The organism is Ectobacillus soli, assembly GCF_042610425.1.
Taxonomy (GTDB): Bacteria; Bacillota; Bacilli; order Bacillales; family Bacillaceae_G; genus Ectobacillus.
The window spans coordinates 522,181-540,777 of the sequence record NZ_JBGJZM010000002.1; the positions used below are offsets into that span (position 1 = coordinate 522,181).

Sequence of the window (18,597 nt, forward strand, 5' to 3'; positions counted from 1 at the left end):
TCTACCGAAGCGGGGGTGAAAAAACATGCTTAAATCCACACAAATATTGCGTGCGCCCATCTTTCGGTAGCTGGCTGACATTGCGATTTACGCTTTAGTCCCTATAGCTTTGCGTCACTGGTTTTCACCAGGTTTGCCATTATCGAGATTTTGCATTTTTTTAAACAAAACCGATAATCTATTAATTTAATTAAATTATATGAATTATATATAAGCATGTCTACACATTTACACAATTTTTATATTTGTTTTCTTATTTATTTTCTTATTTTTTGATTTTATAAAAATTACTTAGGCCTTCATTACCATAAAATCTATTCTTAAAATCGATAAAAATTTATTGTAAATCGATAAATAACTTGTTAAAATCAAAAGAAAAAATACATAAGTGAGGTGCTTTTTATGAAACCAGAAACACTATTTTTAAAGTTAGTTGTTATTCTTTTGGGTTTTCCAGTTCTTGCTTTGTGCATATTTTTGGTACCTGAGTTAGCTACTATTGCAGCAAAATTACTTCCAGAGGTTGATTATATAAAATACCCGGTTTCTTTCATTTTTGATGCATCAGCAATACCTTTTTACTTTGCTTTATATCAGGCTTTCAAACTTTTGCTCTATATTGACAAAAATAAAGCCTTTTCCGAATTATCTGTTATAGCCTTAAAGAAAATAAAACACTGCGCCATCACAATCAGCATCTTGCATGTGCTAGTCTTGCCGCTCTTCTATCTCTTTGCGGATAAAGATGATGCCCCGGGTGTCATTTTTATCGGATTGGTTGTTCCTTTTGCTTCAGTGGTGATTGCAGTCTTTGCTGCTGTTCTTCAAAAGCTATTAAAAAATGCCATTGATATAAAATCAGAAAATGATTTAACGATATGAGGTGAAAATAATGGCAATTATAATCAATATTGATGTGATGTTGGCTAAAAGGAAAATGAGCGTAACGGAACTTTCAGAGAAGGTTGGAATCACAATGGCAAATCTTTCTATATTGAAAAATGGTAAAGCAAAAGCGATTCGATTAACCACTTTAGAGGCAATTTGCAAGGCTTTAGAATGTCAGCCTGGGGATATTTTGGAATACAAAGGCGACGAAGACAATCAAAGGTAATAAAGTTTGGTTAATAAACATTGTAAAGGAAAGTAGAACTTAATAGGACAATGATTAGAGGAGGTATAAATTTGAACATGAACAATTTGATTATTGAAAATATTGTAAACCCCCATGAGCTGGAGAGAATGTTTAGAAAAGACCCAAAAGCTTTTAAAAATTCATTCTCGCAAGCTTGGGAGCAAAACCCTGATTCGCAGGTTCTTTCCGTTTGGTATGAAAGATTGCATTTTAAGGAGACGACAACTACAAAAAAACCTTCCTTGCTTCAGAATGGTTTCATATTTATGTGCATTTTAGCCATTCTATCCGGGATAAGCGCTAGGATCATTTTCCATTTTGTCGAACAGCAAGCAATTGCTCCAATTAACCTTGCTTTCAGTATTCTTCCCTTTATTGCAGCCTATTTTGTATACAAAAATCGTCCCCCAAAAAACGTTCTTTATACCCTTTTCGTGTTGTTCCTAATCTCCGGGTTTTATCTTAATATGCTACCATTAAATAATAAAGACAGTATTATCCTTGTTTATTTACACCTTCCCATATTCTTATGGGGATTGACAGGGCTTGCATTTACAGGAAATGAATATTCAAAAGGCAGCACAAGATTAGCCTATCTTAAATTTAATTTGGAATTTTGCATACTATACGCCAGCATGGCAATTAGCGGAATGCTGCTAGCAGCATTGACCATGCAGTTATTTAGCTTTGTTGGCTTGAATATAAAAGACTTCTATTTTAGAAATGTCATTTTATTTGGTGCTGCCGGACTCGCTGTTGTGGCTACCCACCTTGTATCAAGCAATCTAAAACTTGCTAAGAATATTACACCATATTTAGCAAAAATTTTTAGTCCTCTTGTCCTAGCTACATTGTTGGTTTATCTTATAACGATTATTTGGGTCGGAAAAAACCCATTCTTGGACCGCAATTTCCTTATATCCTTCAACGGAATACTCCTTGGTGTATTGACCATCACCATATTTTCCATAACTGAAAGTGACACAGACGAGGAAAAGAACATTTCAGATTATATAAACTTTACCCTAATTGTTCTTGCCCTTATTATTGACAGTGTGGCTTTGTCAGCCATAGTGTTCAGACTTTCTTCTTATGGGATAACGCCCAACAGACTTGCTGTTTTAGGTGTAAACATACTTATCTGGGCAAATCTTATTTGGATCATGCTCTCCTATTTACGCTTTCTCCAAAACAAAACTGGACCTTTTGCCATCCAAGATGCCATCACTAAGTATTTACCGGTCTACGGACTTTGGGCAGCTTTCGTTACATTTACCTTTCCTTTCATTTTTAAATAGAAAGGCTCTATTTATGTAACAAAAGCATAGTCTCCTACTCAGTAATTTAAACAAGCCAATATACCAAGCTTTATACATAACTTGGTATATTGGCTTATTATATTTTTGTAACTAACACCTCATTTACTTATGGTACGGTTCACCGTAGTGTATCTAAATGAGGTTTTTGCATTAAGTGTTGAAAAGTAAACTAGCTGTTTTTATTATTTCACTTTGTTCAATTGTCCATAACTCTTTTAAATTATAAAGTAATACTCCCATACCCTGAATTTCTAATTTGGAGGGATTTACATCCGTTATTCCCAACAAAACTTCCCCACCAGAATTTATTAGACCTTTATTATACAAATCATAAATTTCATTTAATAATGAAATCAGAGGAAATCCTGAAATACCTGTACCTCTAAAATCGCTTGTTCTTAATGATAATGCATCCTTCATTACAATCATACGTAGAATACATAATTGCCTATAAGTTAATTCAGTAGATATTTTAATTAATTGATTTGCTTGCTCTTTGCTGATTGATTCATCGAATGCGATATTAGCAAGCATGTTTCCGTAGTATTTTAATTTCTTTTCCTCGTGCTCCCTTTGGGCTGAAAATATTACTCCTTCAATAACTTCATCTGCGTCCGAACGGTCTGATTGGTCTAAATCAAAGAAATCATCATTTCGTAATTCCTTACCAGTAGATAAGTTATCTCTTATTTTTTCTAGCGCATATGTTGATGTTGCACCTACCTTTTTACTTTCTCTTTTAGATAAGACTCTCCCTTGAATCTCTTCACCTAATTTCGTGAAAGCCTTTTCGGCAACAAGTCCCCCCATTGCACCTATTACTGTACCGGCTGGACCCGCTATAGTTGTACCAATTATTGCTCCTGTTGAAGCACCCGTAATTTCTGCCCCTGATTCAATTAAGAACTTAATTATCTTGTTAGCCATTATATCCTCTTCTCATATGAATTATTTATATCCTAATTCTAAATTTATTGAGCTAAATTGGGGTTGAAGGCTTAAAATAAGTTTTACCTTTAGCATGGGGATAATCTCCGAACAACCATGATTCAGGTCTATCTATCATTACTTTATAAAGAATTTGACCATAAAACATTGCCGCAAGTTTATCATTTTCTTTACAGGACTTCCAAATTGGTTCATAAATAGTCCCCCTTGATACATTAAACAAACGGATTAAAAATTACATTTTACTTCATTACATACATTTACAAACTCAGGCACTTTCATCAGATAATTACACTCTTCTTTCTTTGTATTAAATACTTAACTACCCAATATTCAACTGTATTTGTATTGTATCAATCTCTCGTTTTTTTGACCTAAAATTCTAAACCTTTTAAAAGATCTATAATGGATATTAAGCTATCTATTAACAAAAAGAAGAACTAGCTTATTTAATCTAGTTAATTTTCATTCAATAATTGTACCGTCTTCAAAAACTTTAACGAAAAATAGATTCCCATTTCCACCTGCTTGTTGCATAGACTTCGACTTTAAGAAAACTTGGTAGTATTTCTTTCCGTTCTCTTCCTTAACATCTGTAGAATAACTATACAATGTATCACCATTACTATCATCATATTTCTTTTTGGCGTATGAAACAGCTTGCTCTCCTGTAAATGCTACCTGTTGTTGCTGTTGCTGTTGTTTTTGTTTTACTGCGTCAGCCACCTTAGCCTCTTCTTCTTTTTTCTTAGCTTCAGCTGCTGCTTTGTCTGATTCTACTTTTGCTACTTCTTGATCTATTGCAGTAATCATTTCAGTTGCCTTTTGATTAATCGCTTTAAGATAATCTTTATCTTTTGTTTCTGTCACAATAGTATTCAATATATCCTTTGCCTCTGCATACTTTTGATTGCCCTTTAATTCGTCAGCTTTTGCTAATTGATTATTATATTGGTCTTGTTTTTGTTTTTGAGCTACTAGAGCTTCCCTTGCATCTTTTGCTTGCATTTTCAAAGTATCAGAACCACCACTTGTTTTCTCTACTTGTTCAAATGATTTAATTGCATCGTCTACTTTTGAATCTGATTGGCTCTTAATAGCCTGTACCATTTCTTTAGTTTGTTCATATAAAGTTTTTGTATCTTTATCATCTTTTTTCTCATCCAATGCTAATTGAAATGATGCTAACGCTTTATCATATTCCTTGCTTGCTATAGCTAATTTTCCTTGTTCTACTGCCTTATTAAAAGTGTCATTACTACATCCTGTTATAAAAAGTAGTACGATTCCTAAAAGAACAACTAATTTTTTCATTTTTTCTCCCCTATTTCCATAGAATAATCCTTGCTGACAACAAATATTACTTAGTATTGCATTATAACAATGCATATATTAATATTAGCAAAATATAACAATATAACAACCAATATTTCACTATTAAACAAGTTTTTACAGTACTTGACGTATTTAACTATTATTCAAAAGTTCTATTTAGCGTACATAGTTAATTCTTTATATAATTATTCCAAATGCATCGTTAAAAATAAAAATAACGATGCACTCAGATATATTAAACACTTACCCTACTTCTAAGATACTGGATTCTACAATTTCTACTAGAATACTCACTCCAATCCCAACTCCAACACCTAATAGGAAATATCCCATTTTTTCACCTCATTTTTAGTATCGTAGATCAAATCTATCTTTTCTTCTTTGCCGAAAAATAAGCTGTTATCCCAAAAATCACACCTGCTGTAAATAATTCAATTGGAGTCAAACCACCTCACCCCCTTTTCATAGATTGATATATATACAAAAAGAAGAAGGGCAATCATCCTCATCAGATGATTGCCCTTCTTTCTTTATACCTAAATGCTTTACTACTGCATGATTCAATTGTAGAGATATTTTATTGATTTTAAATCAGCTACATTCATTTGGGTATTCCCACTACATGTTCTAAAGTAAAAATCAACCAGCCTTGAATTTAAATATAAAAACAAGCCTTTTACAAAGCCCCGATTGTTTCAATATCCTGAACCTGTTAACTCTGTTAAATAAAAGCATTCTTTATTACAACTGTATCTTATAAACCTAGTCCTCCATCCAATCTCTGTGAGCAGGATTATTGGGATCTAATATAATACCTTGTTCATCATATGGTAGTGGTTGTATATTTTTAAACATTTCATCAAAATGATTTAATCGAGCACCTAATGCTCTGTTAATGCGTTGTGTTTCTTCTGTTGTTAATTCTTTGACTAATGATGATCTATATCTCTTACTAGGCGCATAAGAAAATCGCGACTTTTTAAGAGCAACATTGCGCATTTTTCTTCTCCTCCTCATTTTCATCCCCTCACAATCAGATAAGTGGTAATAGTTTATGTAATGACCTAAATAACATTAATGTCCTACTAGTAGTTTAGTTATGTAAGACCAATGGGCCAAATGTTCTCCTATTAGCACAGCCAGACCTGCCAGTATTCCTCCTACGGTGGCTCCAATCCATGTAGCTAATTGTAATCTTCGTTCAAAAGACTTTCCTCTTGTTATAGACATTACATATAAATGAGTCGAATATATAATAATCAAGCAGCATAGAACGATTATCCAATTATCCAAAAAATATCTCCTCCTACTAATAGAATAGTTTCTTCTATTGTATAATAGAAAGAATTACAGGATTTACAGATAAGTAAAATCTCTAGTTCTTTGTATAGTGGTAATAAATCACATCAGCTTCTCACCCCCTTTCATAGATCGATATATATACAAAAAGAAGAAGGGCAATCATCCTTATGTATAATTGCCCTTCTTTTTTTATGCCTAATTGCTTTCTATTGCATTAAGCCTAAATTGTTTTTAATAATCTAAACCCATTAATTCTATTAAAAGCAGCCTATATAACAACTATATTTTATAAACCTAATCTTCAATCCAATCTCTATCTGAAGCATTGTTTGGATCGAGAATATATTGACCTTTTTCGTTAACTGGAAGTACTCTGGAATCTTTTAATAATTCCTTTAAGTTAAATGCATCCGCAATCATAGCATTCATTTCTTGTGTTCGTATTACTGATGAAACAGAACGTTGCGCTTTTCGATTTAAATAAGATGGAAGAATAGGTTTTCTAACTACCTTCTTGCGCATTTTCCTTCTCTTCCTCATTTCTATCACCACACCATGAAAACTTTTAAATATGTATATAAAATCTGACTAATATAAAAGCGATAATAGACATTACGGAACCAAGAGGAACACCAACTTTAGTTGCTAAATCTAATCGTCGTTCTAATGGCTTCCCTTTCGTAATGATAATCACGTATATGATTGAAATAAACATGACTGAAGTTATTAGAATAACGATTTCCATCAAAGTCAAATCATATCTCCCCCTACAACATACAGTTTCTTGGAAATATAAAATTAAATACATAACATGTACTTTATTTGGAGAAGCGAGTATAAATAAGGGAAAGGACAACCATGTTTTTACTTAAAACATTCATACCATATTCAGATTACTTGTATCCTTTGTTCTCACATAAATAATTTTTACCACTTTCAAAAGGTGGACACAAAATTTCTGTTGTGTATGTGTGATTGTTTGGCTACTATCAATCTAGAAGCTCTTCCTTTAAACTTACCCATTGCCACGTAACCAAAGAAGAAAATCCTCAACGACCCAGTCAGGATATTTTTTACATTCGTCTGTAGTGTAAGATCTCACATGAAGCCCACTATTTAGATACCACCTATTTGCGATAGCATCTTTAGCTACTGTATGTGTACAATCACTTACAATGTTGAGCACGGCAGCTTTCCCATCTAGAATGACCAAATAATCCGGCTCTCGCTTATATGAACCCAACACGGCCCTACAATTTGGAAAGAATAGAACCCCAGCCTTTTTAAGTGGTTCAAAAAGAAGGACCTCTCCCATAGACCGAAAAATAACGCCGTCTACCAGATACATCGGATTATTAGAAGACACAAAGCTAGCATTATTAGTTTTTTGGTTATCAACAAGCACTTTTTTAGCGTCATTACTACAATACTGGAATATTCTATTATGACCACTAAAGCCTTTCATTTTATCTGCATAAATTTCTACATTATTTACCCTTTCTTGACATAGGTCTTGTTCAGACCATTCATTTTGCTCTGCCCATTCATTTTGCTCTGTCCATTCATTTTGCTCTGCCCATTCATTTTGCTCTGTCCATTCATTTTGCTCTGTCCATTCATTTTGCTCTGTCCATTCATTTTGCTCTGTCCATTCATTTTGCTCTGTCCATTCATTTTGCTCTGTCCATTCATTTTGCTCTGTCCATTCATTTTGCTCTGTCCATTCATTTTGCTCTGTCCATTCATTTTGCTCTGTCCATTCATTTTGCTCTGTCCATTCATTTTGCTCTGTCCATTCATTTTGCTCTGTCCATTCATTTTGCTCTGTCCATTCATTTTGCTCTGTCCATTCATTTTGCTCTGTCCATTCATTTTGCTCTGTCCATTCATTTTGCTCTGTCCATTCATTTTGCTCTGTCCATTCATTTTGCTCTGTCCATTCATTTTGCTCTGTCCATTCATTTTGCTCTGTCCATTCATTTTGCTCTGTCCATTCATTTTGCTCTGTCCATTCATTTTGCTCTGTCCATTCATTTTGCTCTGTCCATTCATTTTGCTCTGTCCATTCATTTTGCTCTGTCCATTCATTTTGCTCTGTCCATTCATTTTGCTCTGTCCATTCATTTTGCTCTGTCCATTCATTTTGCTCTGTCCATTCATTTTGCTCTGTCCATTCATTTTGCTCTGTCCATTCATTTTGCTCTGTCCATTCATTTTGCTCTGTCCATTCATTTTGCTCTGTCCATTCATTTTGCTCTGTCCATTCATTTTGCTCTGTCCATTCATTTTGCTCTGTCCATTCATTTTGCTCTGTCCATTCATTTTGCTCTGTCCATTCATTTTGCTCTGTCCATTCATTTTGCTCTGTCCATTCATTTTGCTCTGTCCATTCATTTTGCTCTGTCCATTCATTTTGCTCTGTCCATTCATTTTGCTCTGCCCATTGATTCATGGAATGAGCGCCTGTATTGAATAGATTTTCATTATTCATTTCTCCCACTCCCTTTCGATTTTCTACTTCTATCTTTAGAAAGTTTATATTCTCTTTGACAACTTTGGTGAACCGTAGGATATCCTTTTTGAGAATTTGCTAACTGATAGCGACTTGGATTACTAATATACTGTCCACAATGTGCACATTTCAGAACAGAATGATGTGTATTTAAATACTCTATAAAGTTGTAGTATAAACAGCATTCAAAGTCTTTAAAATCTGGTGCTATAACTTGGACTATCTTATATCCCTCTAGTAATTGTGGTTGAATAGAAAACCGAATTTTCTTTAATATTTCATTTAATCTTTCAGTTTTTTCTGGGGCTACCATATTAATGAACTTAACTATTCCTGTTTGCTGCCGACTAATTTCAGCCGTCTGAATAAAACTATCGATAAAAGAGCGAATCTCCAACTGGAATGGAATTAATTTAGAACGATATTTCATAATTACGCTTTTACAATCTAAGTTCATTTTCTCATCATTATCTAACTGATTATGTATAAATTCAAACATCCTTATATTGTACCAATCACCAGGAAATGCAACATTAAGAGAGTATTTCGGTTCCCAACTTTCTAGAAAATTGTTAAGTTCTTCATCGTTATTAAAATCTAGACTAGCGAATTCTATTGCAAACCACTTCCTTGGAATCCCTTGTTTCATTTCCCCATTGTCTTCGAATACAGACATGTTATAACCCCTTTCATATATCGATAAGATAATTGTAGAGCAAATACACTTCCATAGTAAGTGGAATTCGGGGTGGAAAATCAACTTTTTTAGGGTTTACCTTTATCAATTTACTGGATCGGTTAGTTCATAGTCATTAAATCATGAAAACTCTACAGCAAAGGAATTCCTATTTACCAATACATCGTATAAACAAAAAGTAATGTTTTCTACATAGAATTAATCTACCTTTTCTTCACTCTGATAAAAGCAGGCTGTAATCCCCAAAAATACCCCTGCTGTAAATAATTCAATTTGGAAACACACCACCTTTTATAGACCGATATATAGAAAAAGAAAAAGAGCAATCATCCTCATCAAATGATTGCCCTTCTTTCTTATAAGCCAAATGCCTTCTACTGTATTTTATAAACCTATGGTTATCTTTCGATTACTAGACTTATTCATCCATCCAATCTCTATGAGCAGGATTATTTGGATCTACTATCACACTACCGTTTTCATCAACTGGTAATGGTGTTGCATGTTTCAACATGTCATGAAGATTATCTAACTGTGAAGCTAAAGCACGTTTTGCAGCAAAGCTTTTCATCAATTGCTTTTGCTTATGCTATTAAGCGTTTTAGATTGTTTAGTCCTTCTGATGGTTCAGAAGGTCCAGTTACCCAATTTAAAAAAGCTTGTCTTTCTTCTTCTGTATCAAACACAAATACAGTTGATCTCTTCATGAACATTTTATATCACCTATCTTCGCATATTTAGTATTATCGTATCATTTACCTAGCTTATAAGTTAATATATATACAAAATGAAGAAGGGCAATCATCCTCATCAGATGATTGCCCTTCTTTCTTTATATCTAAATGCTTAACTACTGCGTTATTCAACTGTATTTGTATTTTATCAATCTTTCGGTTCTTTGAGATTGTTATTTGTTTAATCAATAATCATAATAGCGGTTTTCTCTGTTCCTTTGTAATAGTCTTTTTATAGCTATCAACAAAATTATTCATAACATTTTTGACAAGTTCAAATGATATGTTTTGCCTACTATCCCCCTTTAGTTGGGATTCTATGGGAACCAAACGTTCATCTAATAATTCCTCTTCCAGCTTTTTAAGCGGTCTACTAATAATAATTAATTCTTCTTAATTATTCTATAGAAAAAGTTTGTTGTAGCATAAAAACCTCATTTACTTATGGTACGGTTCACCCCGATTAATCCGATAAGCCCGGTACACCTGCTCCAGCAAAATCAATCGCATCAATTGGTGCGGAAACGTCATTTTTGAAAAAGATAGCTTCTCATTCGCCCGCTTTAATACGTCTTTACTAAGTCCAAGTGATCCGCCGATGACAAAGGTTATTTTGCTTGTCCCATATGTAGCGAGTTTGTCGATGGTTTCGGCGAGTTCTTCTGATGATTTCATGCTTCCTTCGATTGCTAGGGCGATGACATATGCGTCATCCGCGATTTTTTCTAGAATTCGTGTGCCTTCTTTTTCTTTTACGATTTCCATTTCTGCTTCGCTTAGGTTTTCTGGTGCTTTTTCATCAGATATCTCAAGTAAATCCATTTTTGCATATGCAGATAAACGTTTTTTATACTCATCAATTCCTTGTTTTAGGTATTTTTCTTTTAACTTTCCAACTGATACAATTGTGATATTCACAACACATTCACCTCTTTACAAACATCTTATCCACAGAAGTTATCAACATATCCACAGATTTCATCCACATATTGTGTAGGAATTTATGTTCGGCACCATATCTATTCCACGTTTTTTACGATATTCACAGCTTTTCACCTAGTTATCCACACTGTGAAGAATTTCTTTTCTTTCTGCTATACCCAGAAAAAAACAGGAGAGATAGCTCTCCTGTGAATTAGTAATTCCCGCTTTCCAGTGTAACCGTAATGGACTCCTGCTTTGTCCCTCTGTAGAAGGTCAGCCCCATTTTATCACCTATCTTCTTTTTGTACAGTAGCGTTCGAAATTCAGTGATATTATGAACGGGTTGTCCGTCTACGGCAACAATTACGTCATATTCCTTCATTCCACCCGTTACAGCTGGCGAAGGGCTTCGCATATCTAACACAGCCACACCATAGGTAACCGAGTCAGGCAATTGCAATGTCTTCTTCCAATAGTAACCGGGTATTTCATCAAGCGAGCGCAATTCTACTCCTAAATAAGGTCGCTGCACTTTACCCGTTTTCTGTAGTTCATCAATAATCGGGATAGCCCTTGTGATCGGAATAGCGAGTCCAATTCCTTCGACAGATTTTGCAGCAATTTTCATACTATTGATACCAATGAGTTGCCCGGCTGCGTTGATAAGGGCTCCTCCACTATTCCCCGGATTAATGGCGGCATCCGTCTGAAGTACCTCGACTTGCCAATCATAGTGACCGTCTTTATCTAAGTCCACAGGGACAATGCGTTCATTGGCAGAAATAATACCTTGCGTAACGGTTCCTGAAAAATCAAGCCCAAGTGGATTACCAATTGCAATTGCAGGCTCTCCGCGCTTTACCGTATTGCTATCGCCTAGCTCGATTACTTTGCTTGCATACTTTTCATCCATTTGCAGTACCGCTAAGTCCATTACAATATCGCTACCTAGCAGCGTAACAGGTACTTTCTTCCCATCACTTAAACTTACTTCAATTCGGGTTGCTCCGTCTACTACATGATGATTGGTAACAACGTAGGCATTGCCATTTTCTTTTTTATAAATCACTCCAGAACCAGTTCCTGCCTCTGCATCGCTTTCAGAAAAGCTATCATGCTGAATATTAATGACACCGACAACGGCATCTGATGATTTATCAACTGCATCGACAAAGCCGGATCGGATGTCTACATTCACACCATTTTGGGATTTCGGAGCCGCGGCAAGGTTACGATACTCACTCGCTTCCGTTTGCCCATTTTCTTGAATCCACCCCATACGTGTAAACGTAGGTACCATGAAGGCAAACAATGTTGCACCTAACAGTAATCCGGCAACCCCAGAGAATATAACCTTTTTCTGTAGAAATCGGTTTCCAGTTCGCTCATTTGAATCATCTTCTTCAAAGAAAGACATATGGTTTCACCTATCCTTTTCGCAAACATTTTTCTTATTGTTTACGAAAAGGATAGATTATACGTATTGAATTTTTGTCGGTACATTTGGATCTGTATCATGAAGGTAAAATTCATGTCCCACTGGCAAACCTTGTGATTCTAATACTTGTGAGACGGCCATTTGCGCCAGCTCTTTCATATTATTATCTTTACTTAAATGTGCCAAGTACACATGCTTTGTATCATCAGTAATCACATCCGACATGGCAAGAGCTGCATCTTCGTTCGAAACATGCCCGACATCACTTAGTATTCTTCGTTTAATATTCCAAGGATAATGGCCCATCCGAAGCATTTCTACGTCGTGATTGCTTTCAAAAACAAACACATTGGCTCCTTTAATAACACCCTTCATTCGATCACTTACATATCCTGTATCGGTAATCAGCGCTAATTTTCTACCTTCATGATGAAAGGTATAAAACATTGGTTCTGCCGCATCATGAGATACTCCAAACGATTCTACTTCAATATCGCCGAATGATTGAACTGTTCCTGTTGAAAAAATGAATTTCTGTTCCATAGGAATGGTGCCAATATGGGATTCCATCGCTTTCCATGTTTTTTCATTGGCATAAATGGGTAGCTTATATTTACGTGCTACAACACCCAATCCCTTAATATGATCACTGTGCTCATGCGTTACTAAAATTCCGGAAATATCAGAAAGACTAGCTTGTACTTGGTTCATTAGTGCTTCTGTCTGCTTTCCGCTCAGTCCCACATCTACTAATAACTTTTGTTTGTCGGTTCCTACATATAAAATATTGCCTGAACTTCCGCTAGCAAGAATGCTAAATTGTAAACTCATTTTACTTCACTCCATTGCGTGCCGTCCTTACCATTTTTAATGACTTGTCCCTCAATTGCATTAACAAAATAATCACTTTCGTTGTTTACAACAAAGTGCCAGGTTGGTGCAATTACTTGAACACCTAAGGATGAAGGGATGACGACTGTATAGTATCCGATTTCTACCTTTGTTATTTTACTTCCCGCTGCTATTTGGTTTTTTAGGTATAATGTTTCCAGGGCTTTTGCAGAAGTAATGATATCCTCCTGTGTATTAGACCCTCCCATATCCGTTACATCACTTAGCATCGTTTGTGTATATGAAACAATTTCATTTTTATCATTTAAATCCACGACTAATGCTGCATTTTTATTATAAAATATATTCTTCGTTTGATATTGCTGAAAAAAGTATATTTTCTTTTCTTTTTCATCTGTATTCCAATACTTATACTTTGCACCATCTATCACATACGTCCGAAGAAACTCATCAAAATAATATCCTTTATCATTTTTCGGCAAAACTATAGGATCTTTGAATTTACTAATAATTGTATTGGAGTCACTTAAAGTAGCATATTGGTTTTTTAATGTACGCAGTTCCTCTTCTTTGAATTCTCTGCTTTTACCGGTAATATACGATTCTTTTGTCGGCTCCTTTGGTAAATTGGTGTAGGTAATTTTATCAGCTTCTAACCGATCATCTAAAGAAGTAACTGCCATCAGCTCCCACTGATTGCTCGTTCGTTTTTGAATAAATTGAACGAGGAGGACCAGATCTAGGACAAAAAATGTAAGAATGAAAATTATCTTAATTTTGCTCCAATCCAACTAAAGCTCCTCCTCCATTGTTCTGGTTCCAATCTAATTTTTTATACGTGTTCCCATATGAAATGATCCATATCGGTTCTAAACGTACTGCACTTACTTGAACATTATTCGTGTTCGATTCCGGGTTCATTTCATAACCAATTTGTATGTTGGTAATTTGATTCATATTTGCATCTTTCATTTTTTCTAAAAGAGAAATAACGGACGTTCCAGATGGTAATTCTGTTTTTTCATACTCCCCACGAAATGATAGCTTAAATAAGGGACGATTATATAGACTCGGCTCCTCATTTCCCCATACTTGCTGCAAAGTTGCCATTCCACTTGAGCTGAAAACGGGATAACTATTATCTGCATACAAACGAAACGTTGTTTTCCCTTCCCTTGCATTCATTGAATAAAAGTGATACGTATCTGACCATCCACCATGATTATTCGTGTAGTCAATACTCTTTTGAACAAGTGTGCCATCATCATATATCGTATTTGTTATGGAAGGGTTCATATAGGTAAGCATTTGTGTCCCTTTTGAAATCCTCATCAGCCGCGTTCCGTCTGTGTACGAATCCTCAATTTCGGATGTGTCCTTCTTTACGTATCGCGTATCATTAAATAATGAATCTCGAAATACATCTTCTTGTAATTTCGAGGTCACATAGAGCATGCGCGGCATTTCCACATTTTCCTTTGGCAAAAATATCGCATGGTTTTCATTAGTTGCATACTCCGTGTATTCTATTCCTGATTTTAATACGTATTGATCTCGTAAATTTTCTAAATCCTTTACAGAAATATTCTTTAAGGTCATTTCATATATCTTTTGTGTATCGTAAGAAACGAAATACGTCTTTATGTCATCATCATGCATACCCTGAAATGAAATAACAATTCGATCAAAGCTATAATCACTTACGTTTTTTTCTTTTATCGTTTGAACTTTTTTAATCGTATCAAACGGTATTTCAGTTGGAAACACAATTTCTAATTTATCCTTACCATGTACAAAGGAAAGAAATGCGTTCTTATCGACTTTTGTTGAAATATCTTTAAAATCCTGAAATTCTCCTTTTTCTAACGCATTATACATCGCATTAACATAAGCACTCTGTTCTGTTGCAATATGTGTATTTTCTTTATGATACAGAATACGATAAGGAGCGATTAGATTTGCAATTTCCTTTTTCGTCATAGTGGGAACATCTTGAATATATTTTTGACTTTGTACAGCATTTAATGGTGGTTTGATTGTCCACAAACTATAGGTTAAAAACAAACTGATAACTACTAAATTAATAAGAATAGTGGTTTTGAAGGTTTCCGTATTCATCCCCAGTCATCCTCATTTTCATTTTCTTTATCGATTAAAAGTGTGAAATAAATTGTCGTTCCTTTTCCTTCTTCACTCTTGGCCCAAATTTTACCCCCATGTGCCTCAATCATTTCTTTCGCTATAGCAAGGCCAAGACCTGTTCCACCCATTTTTCTTGATCGCGCTTTATCAACGCGATAAAACCGNCCTCAATCATTTCTTTCGCTATAGCAAGGCCAAGACCTGTTCCACCCATTTTTCTTGATCGCGCTTTATCAACGCGATAAAACCGATCAAAAATTTTATCTACATTTTCCTTTGGAATACCCATTCCTTGATCACTAATGCTGACTTCTAGCAAATCACCACGTTCACGAAGACGGTAGGTAACTGTTCCACCTTCTGGTGAGTATTTTAAGGCATTCGAAATAATGTTATACAATACCTGTGTAATTTTATCCTCGTCGATTTTAAGAAAACGTTCCTTTTTAGAAAACGCTCGCTTAAAGCTTACATTTTGATCCTTAGCCATTTCAAAGCGATCGATAATATTACTAAAGAATTCGGTAAAGTCAACCCAATCCTTCATAAGAACATATTCAGCGCTATCCATCTTGGAAAGCTGTAGAAGATCATTAACGAGTCGAATCATTCGTTCTGTTTCATCCTGTGCGACGGATAGAAAATTAGGGGCAATATTCGGATCCATCCACGCTCCGTCACTTAGCGCTTCTAAATAGCTGCGCATGGTCGTAAGTGGGGTTCGCAATTCGTGTGAAACATTTGCAACGAATTCTCTTCGTTCCCCGTTGATTTGCTCTTGTTCTGTGACATCATATAAAACGGCAATTAACCCGTTTGCCTTCCCCGTTTCCTTTTGAATAACAGAAAAGCTCGCACGTAGCATATACGTTTCATCTCGTGTACTAAAGTCTAGTAGAACCGAATCTGGCTCTTCAAATAAATTATCTAATGTATATTCATCTTGAATACCTAGTATTTCTAAAATGGGTTGATCCAAAGCTGTTTCACGTGAAACATTCAGCATTTTTTCGGCGGGATCATTTAACAAAATAATATATCCATTTCGATCCGTAGCAATAACACCATCGGTCATATGAGATAGTACTGAGGTAAGTTTTCGTCGTTCACTCTCTGTTGAAGACCGCGCTTGCTGTAATTTTTTTGACAAGTTATTAAAGGCTAGTGTAAGCTGTCCAATTTCATCATATCCATACACTTTAACTTTTCGTGAAAAATTTCCTCTTGCCATTTCTAATGCCTGTTTGCGCATTTCGGAAATCGGTCTTGTAATTGTCTGTGCTAGAAAAATTCCAAGGAAAGCTGTGACTAGCAAAGCAATTACTGTACCGGTAGCAAAAATTTGATTGATATCTTTCATCTGAGCGTATACGCCTTCCATTGATGAAATCGAATAGATAACACCTTTTGTGCTTCCATTAACTTTCACAGGAACAGCTTTTACGTACATACGTTGCCCAGTTGTAGGGTCTACTTCAATTCGTTCATCCTCAGCACCGGAAATAAAGGTTCTCTTCACAAGTGGTTCTGTTGTTTTCTTTCCTTCAATTCCTTGATTATTCTGGTCTGAGGTCGCCACAACGCGACTATTTTCATCTATAAAACGCACTTCCTTTACTTCATCCTTAGCGTTAGAGCTAAATTCCATCGTCAGTTTTTTTATAGCAACATCAATAGAATCAGATTTATCTCGTTCTTTCGTAAACTCTTGCTCTAAATTATAGGCTAATAAATCAGCTCGTTTTGTAATGGAAGACTGAAAATTTTTGACTAATTTATCTTCTAACTGTTTTACGAAATAAATTCCTATAATTTGCATGGCAAGCAAGATGAGGAGCATATAAATTAAAACAAATTTTAAATGGATAGATTGAAAAAATCCTACCTTCTTCATACGTTACTCCTGTTCAGGGTCACGAAGATAATACCCTACGCCTCTTCGTGTAACAATTAATGTAGGATGACTCGGATTATCTTCAATTTTTTCACGTAGCCGGCGCACGGTTACATCCACGGTACGTACATCTCCGAAATAATCATATCCCCATACGGTTTGAAGGAGATGCTCGCGCGTCATAACTTGTCCCAAGTGATTTGCTAAATAATGTAGCAATTCAAATTCACGGTGTGTGAGTTCAATGTTTTCTTCTCGTTTTGTAACACTGTATGCGTTCGGGTTAATAACAATTGTCCCAATTGTTATTTCAGATGTTTCTTCTTTTTCCGCTCCGGCTCCTTGCTGATGTCTTCTCAGGTTTGCTTTCACACGAGCCAACAGTTCACGGGTACTGAATGGTTTCGTAACATAATCATCCGCACCAAGCTCAAGACCAAGAACTTTATCAATTTCTGAATCCTTAGCCGTTAGCATTATAATCGGCATCTCATAGTTTTTTCTTACTTCGCGGCATACTTCTAAACCGTCTTTACCAGGTAACATAATATCTAAAAGAACCATGTCAGGTTGTTCGCTCTCTATTTTTTCGATTGCTTCTTCTCCGTCGTACGCAACAATAATTTCAAATCCTTCTTTTTCTAGATTAAACTTTAAAATATCAGCAATTGGCTTTTCATCATCGACGACCAAGATTTTTTTTCCCATCATATATTCATTCCTCCAAAAGAGAATTTCATGCCTTTTATAGAAAAACCTCTAGCTTCTGCTAGAGGCGGTCTTACTCTATATTCTAAAAGATACAACGATATTTGTAAAATGGAAATCATTTTCCTATTCAACAAACATATACAGTTCAAATCACCGCAGCACCTATATGAAAAATGAAAAAGGATGCTAAGTGGGCCCACCTAGCATCCTTTTAAAGTGGCTCGGGACGGAATCGAACCGCCGACACGAGGATTTTCAGTCCTCTGCTCTACCGACTGAGCTACCGAGCCAAACTATCTATGTAAAACCACCTATGTGGTAAAACAAAATGGCGGTTCCGACCGGGGTCGAACCGGCGATCTCCTGCGTGACAGGCAGGCATGTTAACCACTACACCACGAAACCAATGACCCGTACGGGAATCGAACCCGTGATACCGCCGTGAAAGGGCGGTGTCTTAACCGCTTGACCAACGGGCCAAATACTTGGTGAGCCATGAAGGACTTGAACCTTCGACCCTCTGATTAAAAGTCAGATGCTCTACCACTGAGCTAATGGCTCATACACGTCATATTCTTTTATGACGACAAGAATTATAATATCACATCTCAATAAGTTATTGCAAGTATTAATATTATTTATTTTCCCATCAAA

Annotated in this window: 19 protein-coding genes, 4 tRNA genes, 1 pseudogene and 1 riboswitch; of the genes and pseudogenes, 3 read left to right on the plus strand and 21 right to left on the minus strand. The window is 35.6% G+C overall.

Annotated elements, in window-relative coordinates; translation table 11 throughout:
- Window positions 1–62: 62 nt before the first annotated feature.
- A riboswitch (cyclic di-GMP riboswitch) is annotated at window positions 63–148 on the minus strand.
- A gap of 254 nt (window positions 149–402) precedes the next feature.
- The 3 genes from ACAN53_RS14345 to ACAN53_RS14355 all read left to right on the plus strand — a co-directional run bounded on the left by ACAN53_RS14345 (window position 403) and on the right by ACAN53_RS14355 (window position 2,433).
- The gene (locus ACAN53_RS14345; RefSeq protein WP_379970805.1) at window positions 403–882 is read left to right on the plus strand and encodes a DUF2975 domain-containing protein; all 480 of its coding nucleotides are present in this window, start codon (window positions 403–405) and stop codon (window positions 880–882) included.
- 10 nt (window positions 883–892) lie between these two features.
- A complete protein-coding gene (locus ACAN53_RS14350; protein ID WP_379970806.1) occupies window positions 893–1,114 on the plus strand; it encodes a helix-turn-helix domain-containing protein in 222 nt (73 codons plus the stop codon).
- Between the two features lie 71 nt (window positions 1,115–1,185).
- Window positions 1,186–2,433, plus strand: coding sequence for a DUF4153 domain-containing protein (locus tag ACAN53_RS14355; RefSeq protein WP_379970807.1), 1,248 nt, complete (start codon window positions 1,186–1,188; stop codon window positions 2,431–2,433).
- A 171-nt stretch (window positions 2,434–2,604) separates the two neighbouring features.
- On the opposite strand, the gene ACAN53_RS14360 is transcribed toward ACAN53_RS14355, so the two are convergent.
- The 21 genes and pseudogenes from ACAN53_RS14360 to ACAN53_RS14460 all read right to left on the minus strand — a co-directional run bounded on the left by ACAN53_RS14360 (window position 2,605) and on the right by ACAN53_RS14460 (window position 18,504).
- Window positions 2,605–3,381: a hypothetical protein gene (locus ACAN53_RS14360; protein WP_379970808.1), complete on the minus strand. Its 777-nt coding sequence runs from the start codon at window positions 3,379–3,381 to the stop codon at window positions 2,605–2,607.
- Window positions 3,382–3,867: 486 nt separating this feature from the next.
- Window positions 3,868–4,716 carry a hypothetical protein gene (locus tag ACAN53_RS14365; RefSeq protein WP_379970810.1) on the minus strand — a complete coding sequence of 283 codons (849 nt, stop codon included), beginning with the start codon at window positions 4,714–4,716 and terminating at the stop codon, window positions 3,868–3,870.
- Window positions 4,717–5,499: 783 nt separating this feature from the next.
- A complete protein-coding gene (locus tag ACAN53_RS14370; RefSeq protein ID WP_379970811.1) occupies window positions 5,500–5,736 on the minus strand; it encodes a hypothetical protein in 237 nt (78 codons plus the stop codon).
- A 75-nt stretch (window positions 5,737–5,811) separates the two neighbouring features.
- Window positions 5,812–6,030: a hypothetical protein gene (locus tag ACAN53_RS14375; RefSeq protein WP_379970813.1), complete on the minus strand. Its 219-nt coding sequence runs from the start codon at window positions 6,028–6,030 to the stop codon at window positions 5,812–5,814.
- A gap of 303 nt (window positions 6,031–6,333) precedes the next feature.
- Window positions 6,334–6,561, minus strand: coding sequence for a hypothetical protein (locus ACAN53_RS14380; protein ID WP_379970814.1), 228 nt, complete (start codon window positions 6,559–6,561; stop codon window positions 6,334–6,336).
- A 43-nt stretch (window positions 6,562–6,604) separates the two neighbouring features.
- Entirely contained in the window at window positions 6,605–6,793 is a 189-nt protein-coding gene (locus ACAN53_RS14385) for a hypothetical protein (protein WP_379970815.1), read from the minus strand.
- A 261-nt stretch (window positions 6,794–7,054) separates the two neighbouring features.
- Entirely contained in the window at window positions 7,055–8,530 is a 1,476-nt protein-coding gene (locus ACAN53_RS14390; protein ID WP_379970816.1) for a putative sodium/potassium/calcium exchanger, read from the minus strand.
- Window positions 8,523–9,227: a hypothetical protein gene (locus ACAN53_RS14395; RefSeq protein WP_379970817.1), complete on the minus strand. Its 705-nt coding sequence runs from the start codon at window positions 9,225–9,227 to the stop codon at window positions 8,523–8,525. Before ACAN53_RS14395 ends, ACAN53_RS14390 begins: the two co-directional genes overlap by 8 nt.
- Before the next feature lie 439 nt (window positions 9,228–9,666).
- Window positions 9,667–9,822, minus strand: a complete 156-nt coding sequence (locus tag ACAN53_RS14400; RefSeq protein ID WP_379970818.1) for a hypothetical protein — start codon at window positions 9,820–9,822, stop codon at window positions 9,667–9,669.
- Between the two features lie 10 nt (window positions 9,823–9,832).
- Window positions 9,833–9,961, minus strand: coding sequence for a hypothetical protein (locus ACAN53_RS14405; RefSeq protein WP_379970819.1), 129 nt, complete (start codon window positions 9,959–9,961; stop codon window positions 9,833–9,835).
- A 459-nt stretch (window positions 9,962–10,420) separates the two neighbouring features.
- Entirely contained in the window at window positions 10,421–10,900 is a 480-nt protein-coding gene (gene rlmH, locus ACAN53_RS14410; RefSeq protein WP_379970820.1) for a 23S rRNA (pseudouridine(1915)-N(3))-methyltransferase RlmH, read from the minus strand.
- Window positions 10,901–11,117: 217 nt separating this feature from the next.
- Entirely contained in the window at window positions 11,118–12,323 is a 1,206-nt protein-coding gene (locus ACAN53_RS14415; RefSeq protein WP_379970821.1) for a S1C family serine protease, read from the minus strand.
- A 57-nt stretch (window positions 12,324–12,380) separates the two neighbouring features.
- A complete protein-coding gene (locus ACAN53_RS14420; protein ID WP_379970822.1) occupies window positions 12,381–13,175 on the minus strand; it encodes an MBL fold metallo-hydrolase in 795 nt (264 codons plus the stop codon).
- The gene (locus ACAN53_RS14425; protein ID WP_379970823.1) at window positions 13,172–13,987 is read right to left on the minus strand and encodes a two-component system regulatory protein YycI; all 816 of its coding nucleotides are present in this window, start codon (window positions 13,985–13,987) and stop codon (window positions 13,172–13,174) included. Before ACAN53_RS14425 ends, ACAN53_RS14420 begins: the two co-directional genes overlap by 4 nt.
- On the minus strand, window positions 13,968–15,314 hold the full coding sequence (locus ACAN53_RS14430; RefSeq protein WP_379970824.1) for a YycH family regulatory protein: 1,347 nt from the start codon (window positions 15,312–15,314) through the stop codon (window positions 13,968–13,970). Before ACAN53_RS14430 ends, ACAN53_RS14425 begins: the two co-directional genes overlap by 20 nt.
- Window positions 15,311–17,232: pseudogene (walK, locus tag ACAN53_RS14435) on the minus strand (cell wall metabolism sensor histidine kinase WalK). Before walK ends, ACAN53_RS14430 begins: the two are co-directional and overlap by 4 nt.
- A gap of 3 nt (window positions 17,233–17,235) precedes the next feature.
- A complete protein-coding gene (gene yycF, locus ACAN53_RS14440) occupies window positions 17,236–17,943 on the minus strand; it encodes a response regulator YycF (protein ID WP_379970825.1) in 708 nt (235 codons plus the stop codon).
- Between the two features lie 217 nt (window positions 17,944–18,160).
- Window positions 18,161–18,233 (minus strand) — tRNA-Phe (locus ACAN53_RS14445).
- A gap of 39 nt (window positions 18,234–18,272) precedes the next feature.
- Window positions 18,273–18,348: transfer RNA gene (locus ACAN53_RS14450), tRNA-Asp, on the minus strand.
- A gap of 2 nt (window positions 18,349–18,350) precedes the next feature.
- A tRNA-Glu gene (locus ACAN53_RS14455) sits at window positions 18,351–18,422 on the minus strand.
- 7 nt (window positions 18,423–18,429) lie between these two features.
- Window positions 18,430–18,504, minus strand: a tRNA-Lys gene (locus ACAN53_RS14460).
- Window positions 18,505–18,597: the final 93 nt, after the last annotated feature.

What these genes read in the sequence shown, in the direction of transcription:
- ACAN53_RS14345 (WP_379970805.1), top strand. Translation starts at nt 403, where the DNA reads ATGAAACCAGAAACACTATTTTTAAAGTTAGTTGTTATTCTTTTGGGT.
- ACAN53_RS14350 (WP_379970806.1), top strand. Translation starts at nt 893, where the DNA reads ATGGCAATTATAATCAATATTGATGTGATGTTGGCTAAAAGGAAAATG.
- ACAN53_RS14360 (WP_379970808.1), bottom strand. Translation starts at nt 3,381, where the DNA reads ATGGCTAACAAGATAATTAAGTTCTTAATTGAATCAGGGGCAGAAATT.
- ACAN53_RS14365 (WP_379970810.1), bottom strand. Translation starts at nt 4,716, where the DNA reads ATGAAAAAATTAGTTGTTCTTTTAGGAATCGTACTACTTTTTATAACA.
- ACAN53_RS14370 (WP_379970811.1), bottom strand. Translation starts at nt 5,736, where the DNA reads ATGCGCAATGTTGCTCTTAAAAAGTCGCGATTTTCTTATGCGCCTAGT.
- ACAN53_RS14380 (WP_379970814.1), bottom strand. Translation starts at nt 6,561, where the DNA reads ATGCGCAAGAAGGTAGTTAGAAAACCTATTCTTCCATCTTATTTAAAT.
- ACAN53_RS14390 (WP_379970816.1), bottom strand. Translation starts at nt 8,530, where the DNA reads ATGAATAATGAAAATCTATTCAATACAGGCGCTCATTCCATGAATCAA.
- ACAN53_RS14395 (WP_379970817.1), bottom strand. Translation starts at nt 9,227, where the DNA reads ATGTCTGTATTCGAAGACAATGGGGAAATGAAACAAGGGATTCCAAGG.
- ACAN53_RS14405 (WP_379970819.1), bottom strand. Translation starts at nt 9,961, where the DNA reads ATGTTCATGAAGAGATCAACTGTATTTGTGTTTGATACAGAAGAAGAA.
- ACAN53_RS14415 (WP_379970821.1), bottom strand. Translation starts at nt 12,323, where the DNA reads ATGTCTTTCTTTGAAGAAGATGATTCAAATGAGCGAACTGGAAACCGA.
- ACAN53_RS14420 (WP_379970822.1), bottom strand. Translation starts at nt 13,175, where the DNA reads ATGAGTTTACAATTTAGCATTCTTGCTAGCGGAAGTTCAGGCAATATT.
- ACAN53_RS14430 (WP_379970824.1), bottom strand. Translation starts at nt 15,314, where the DNA reads ATGAATACGGAAACCTTCAAAACCACTATTCTTATTAATTTAGTAGTT.
- yycF (WP_379970825.1), bottom strand. Translation starts at nt 17,943, where the DNA reads ATGATGGGAAAAAAAATCTTGGTCGTCGATGATGAAAAGCCAATTGCT.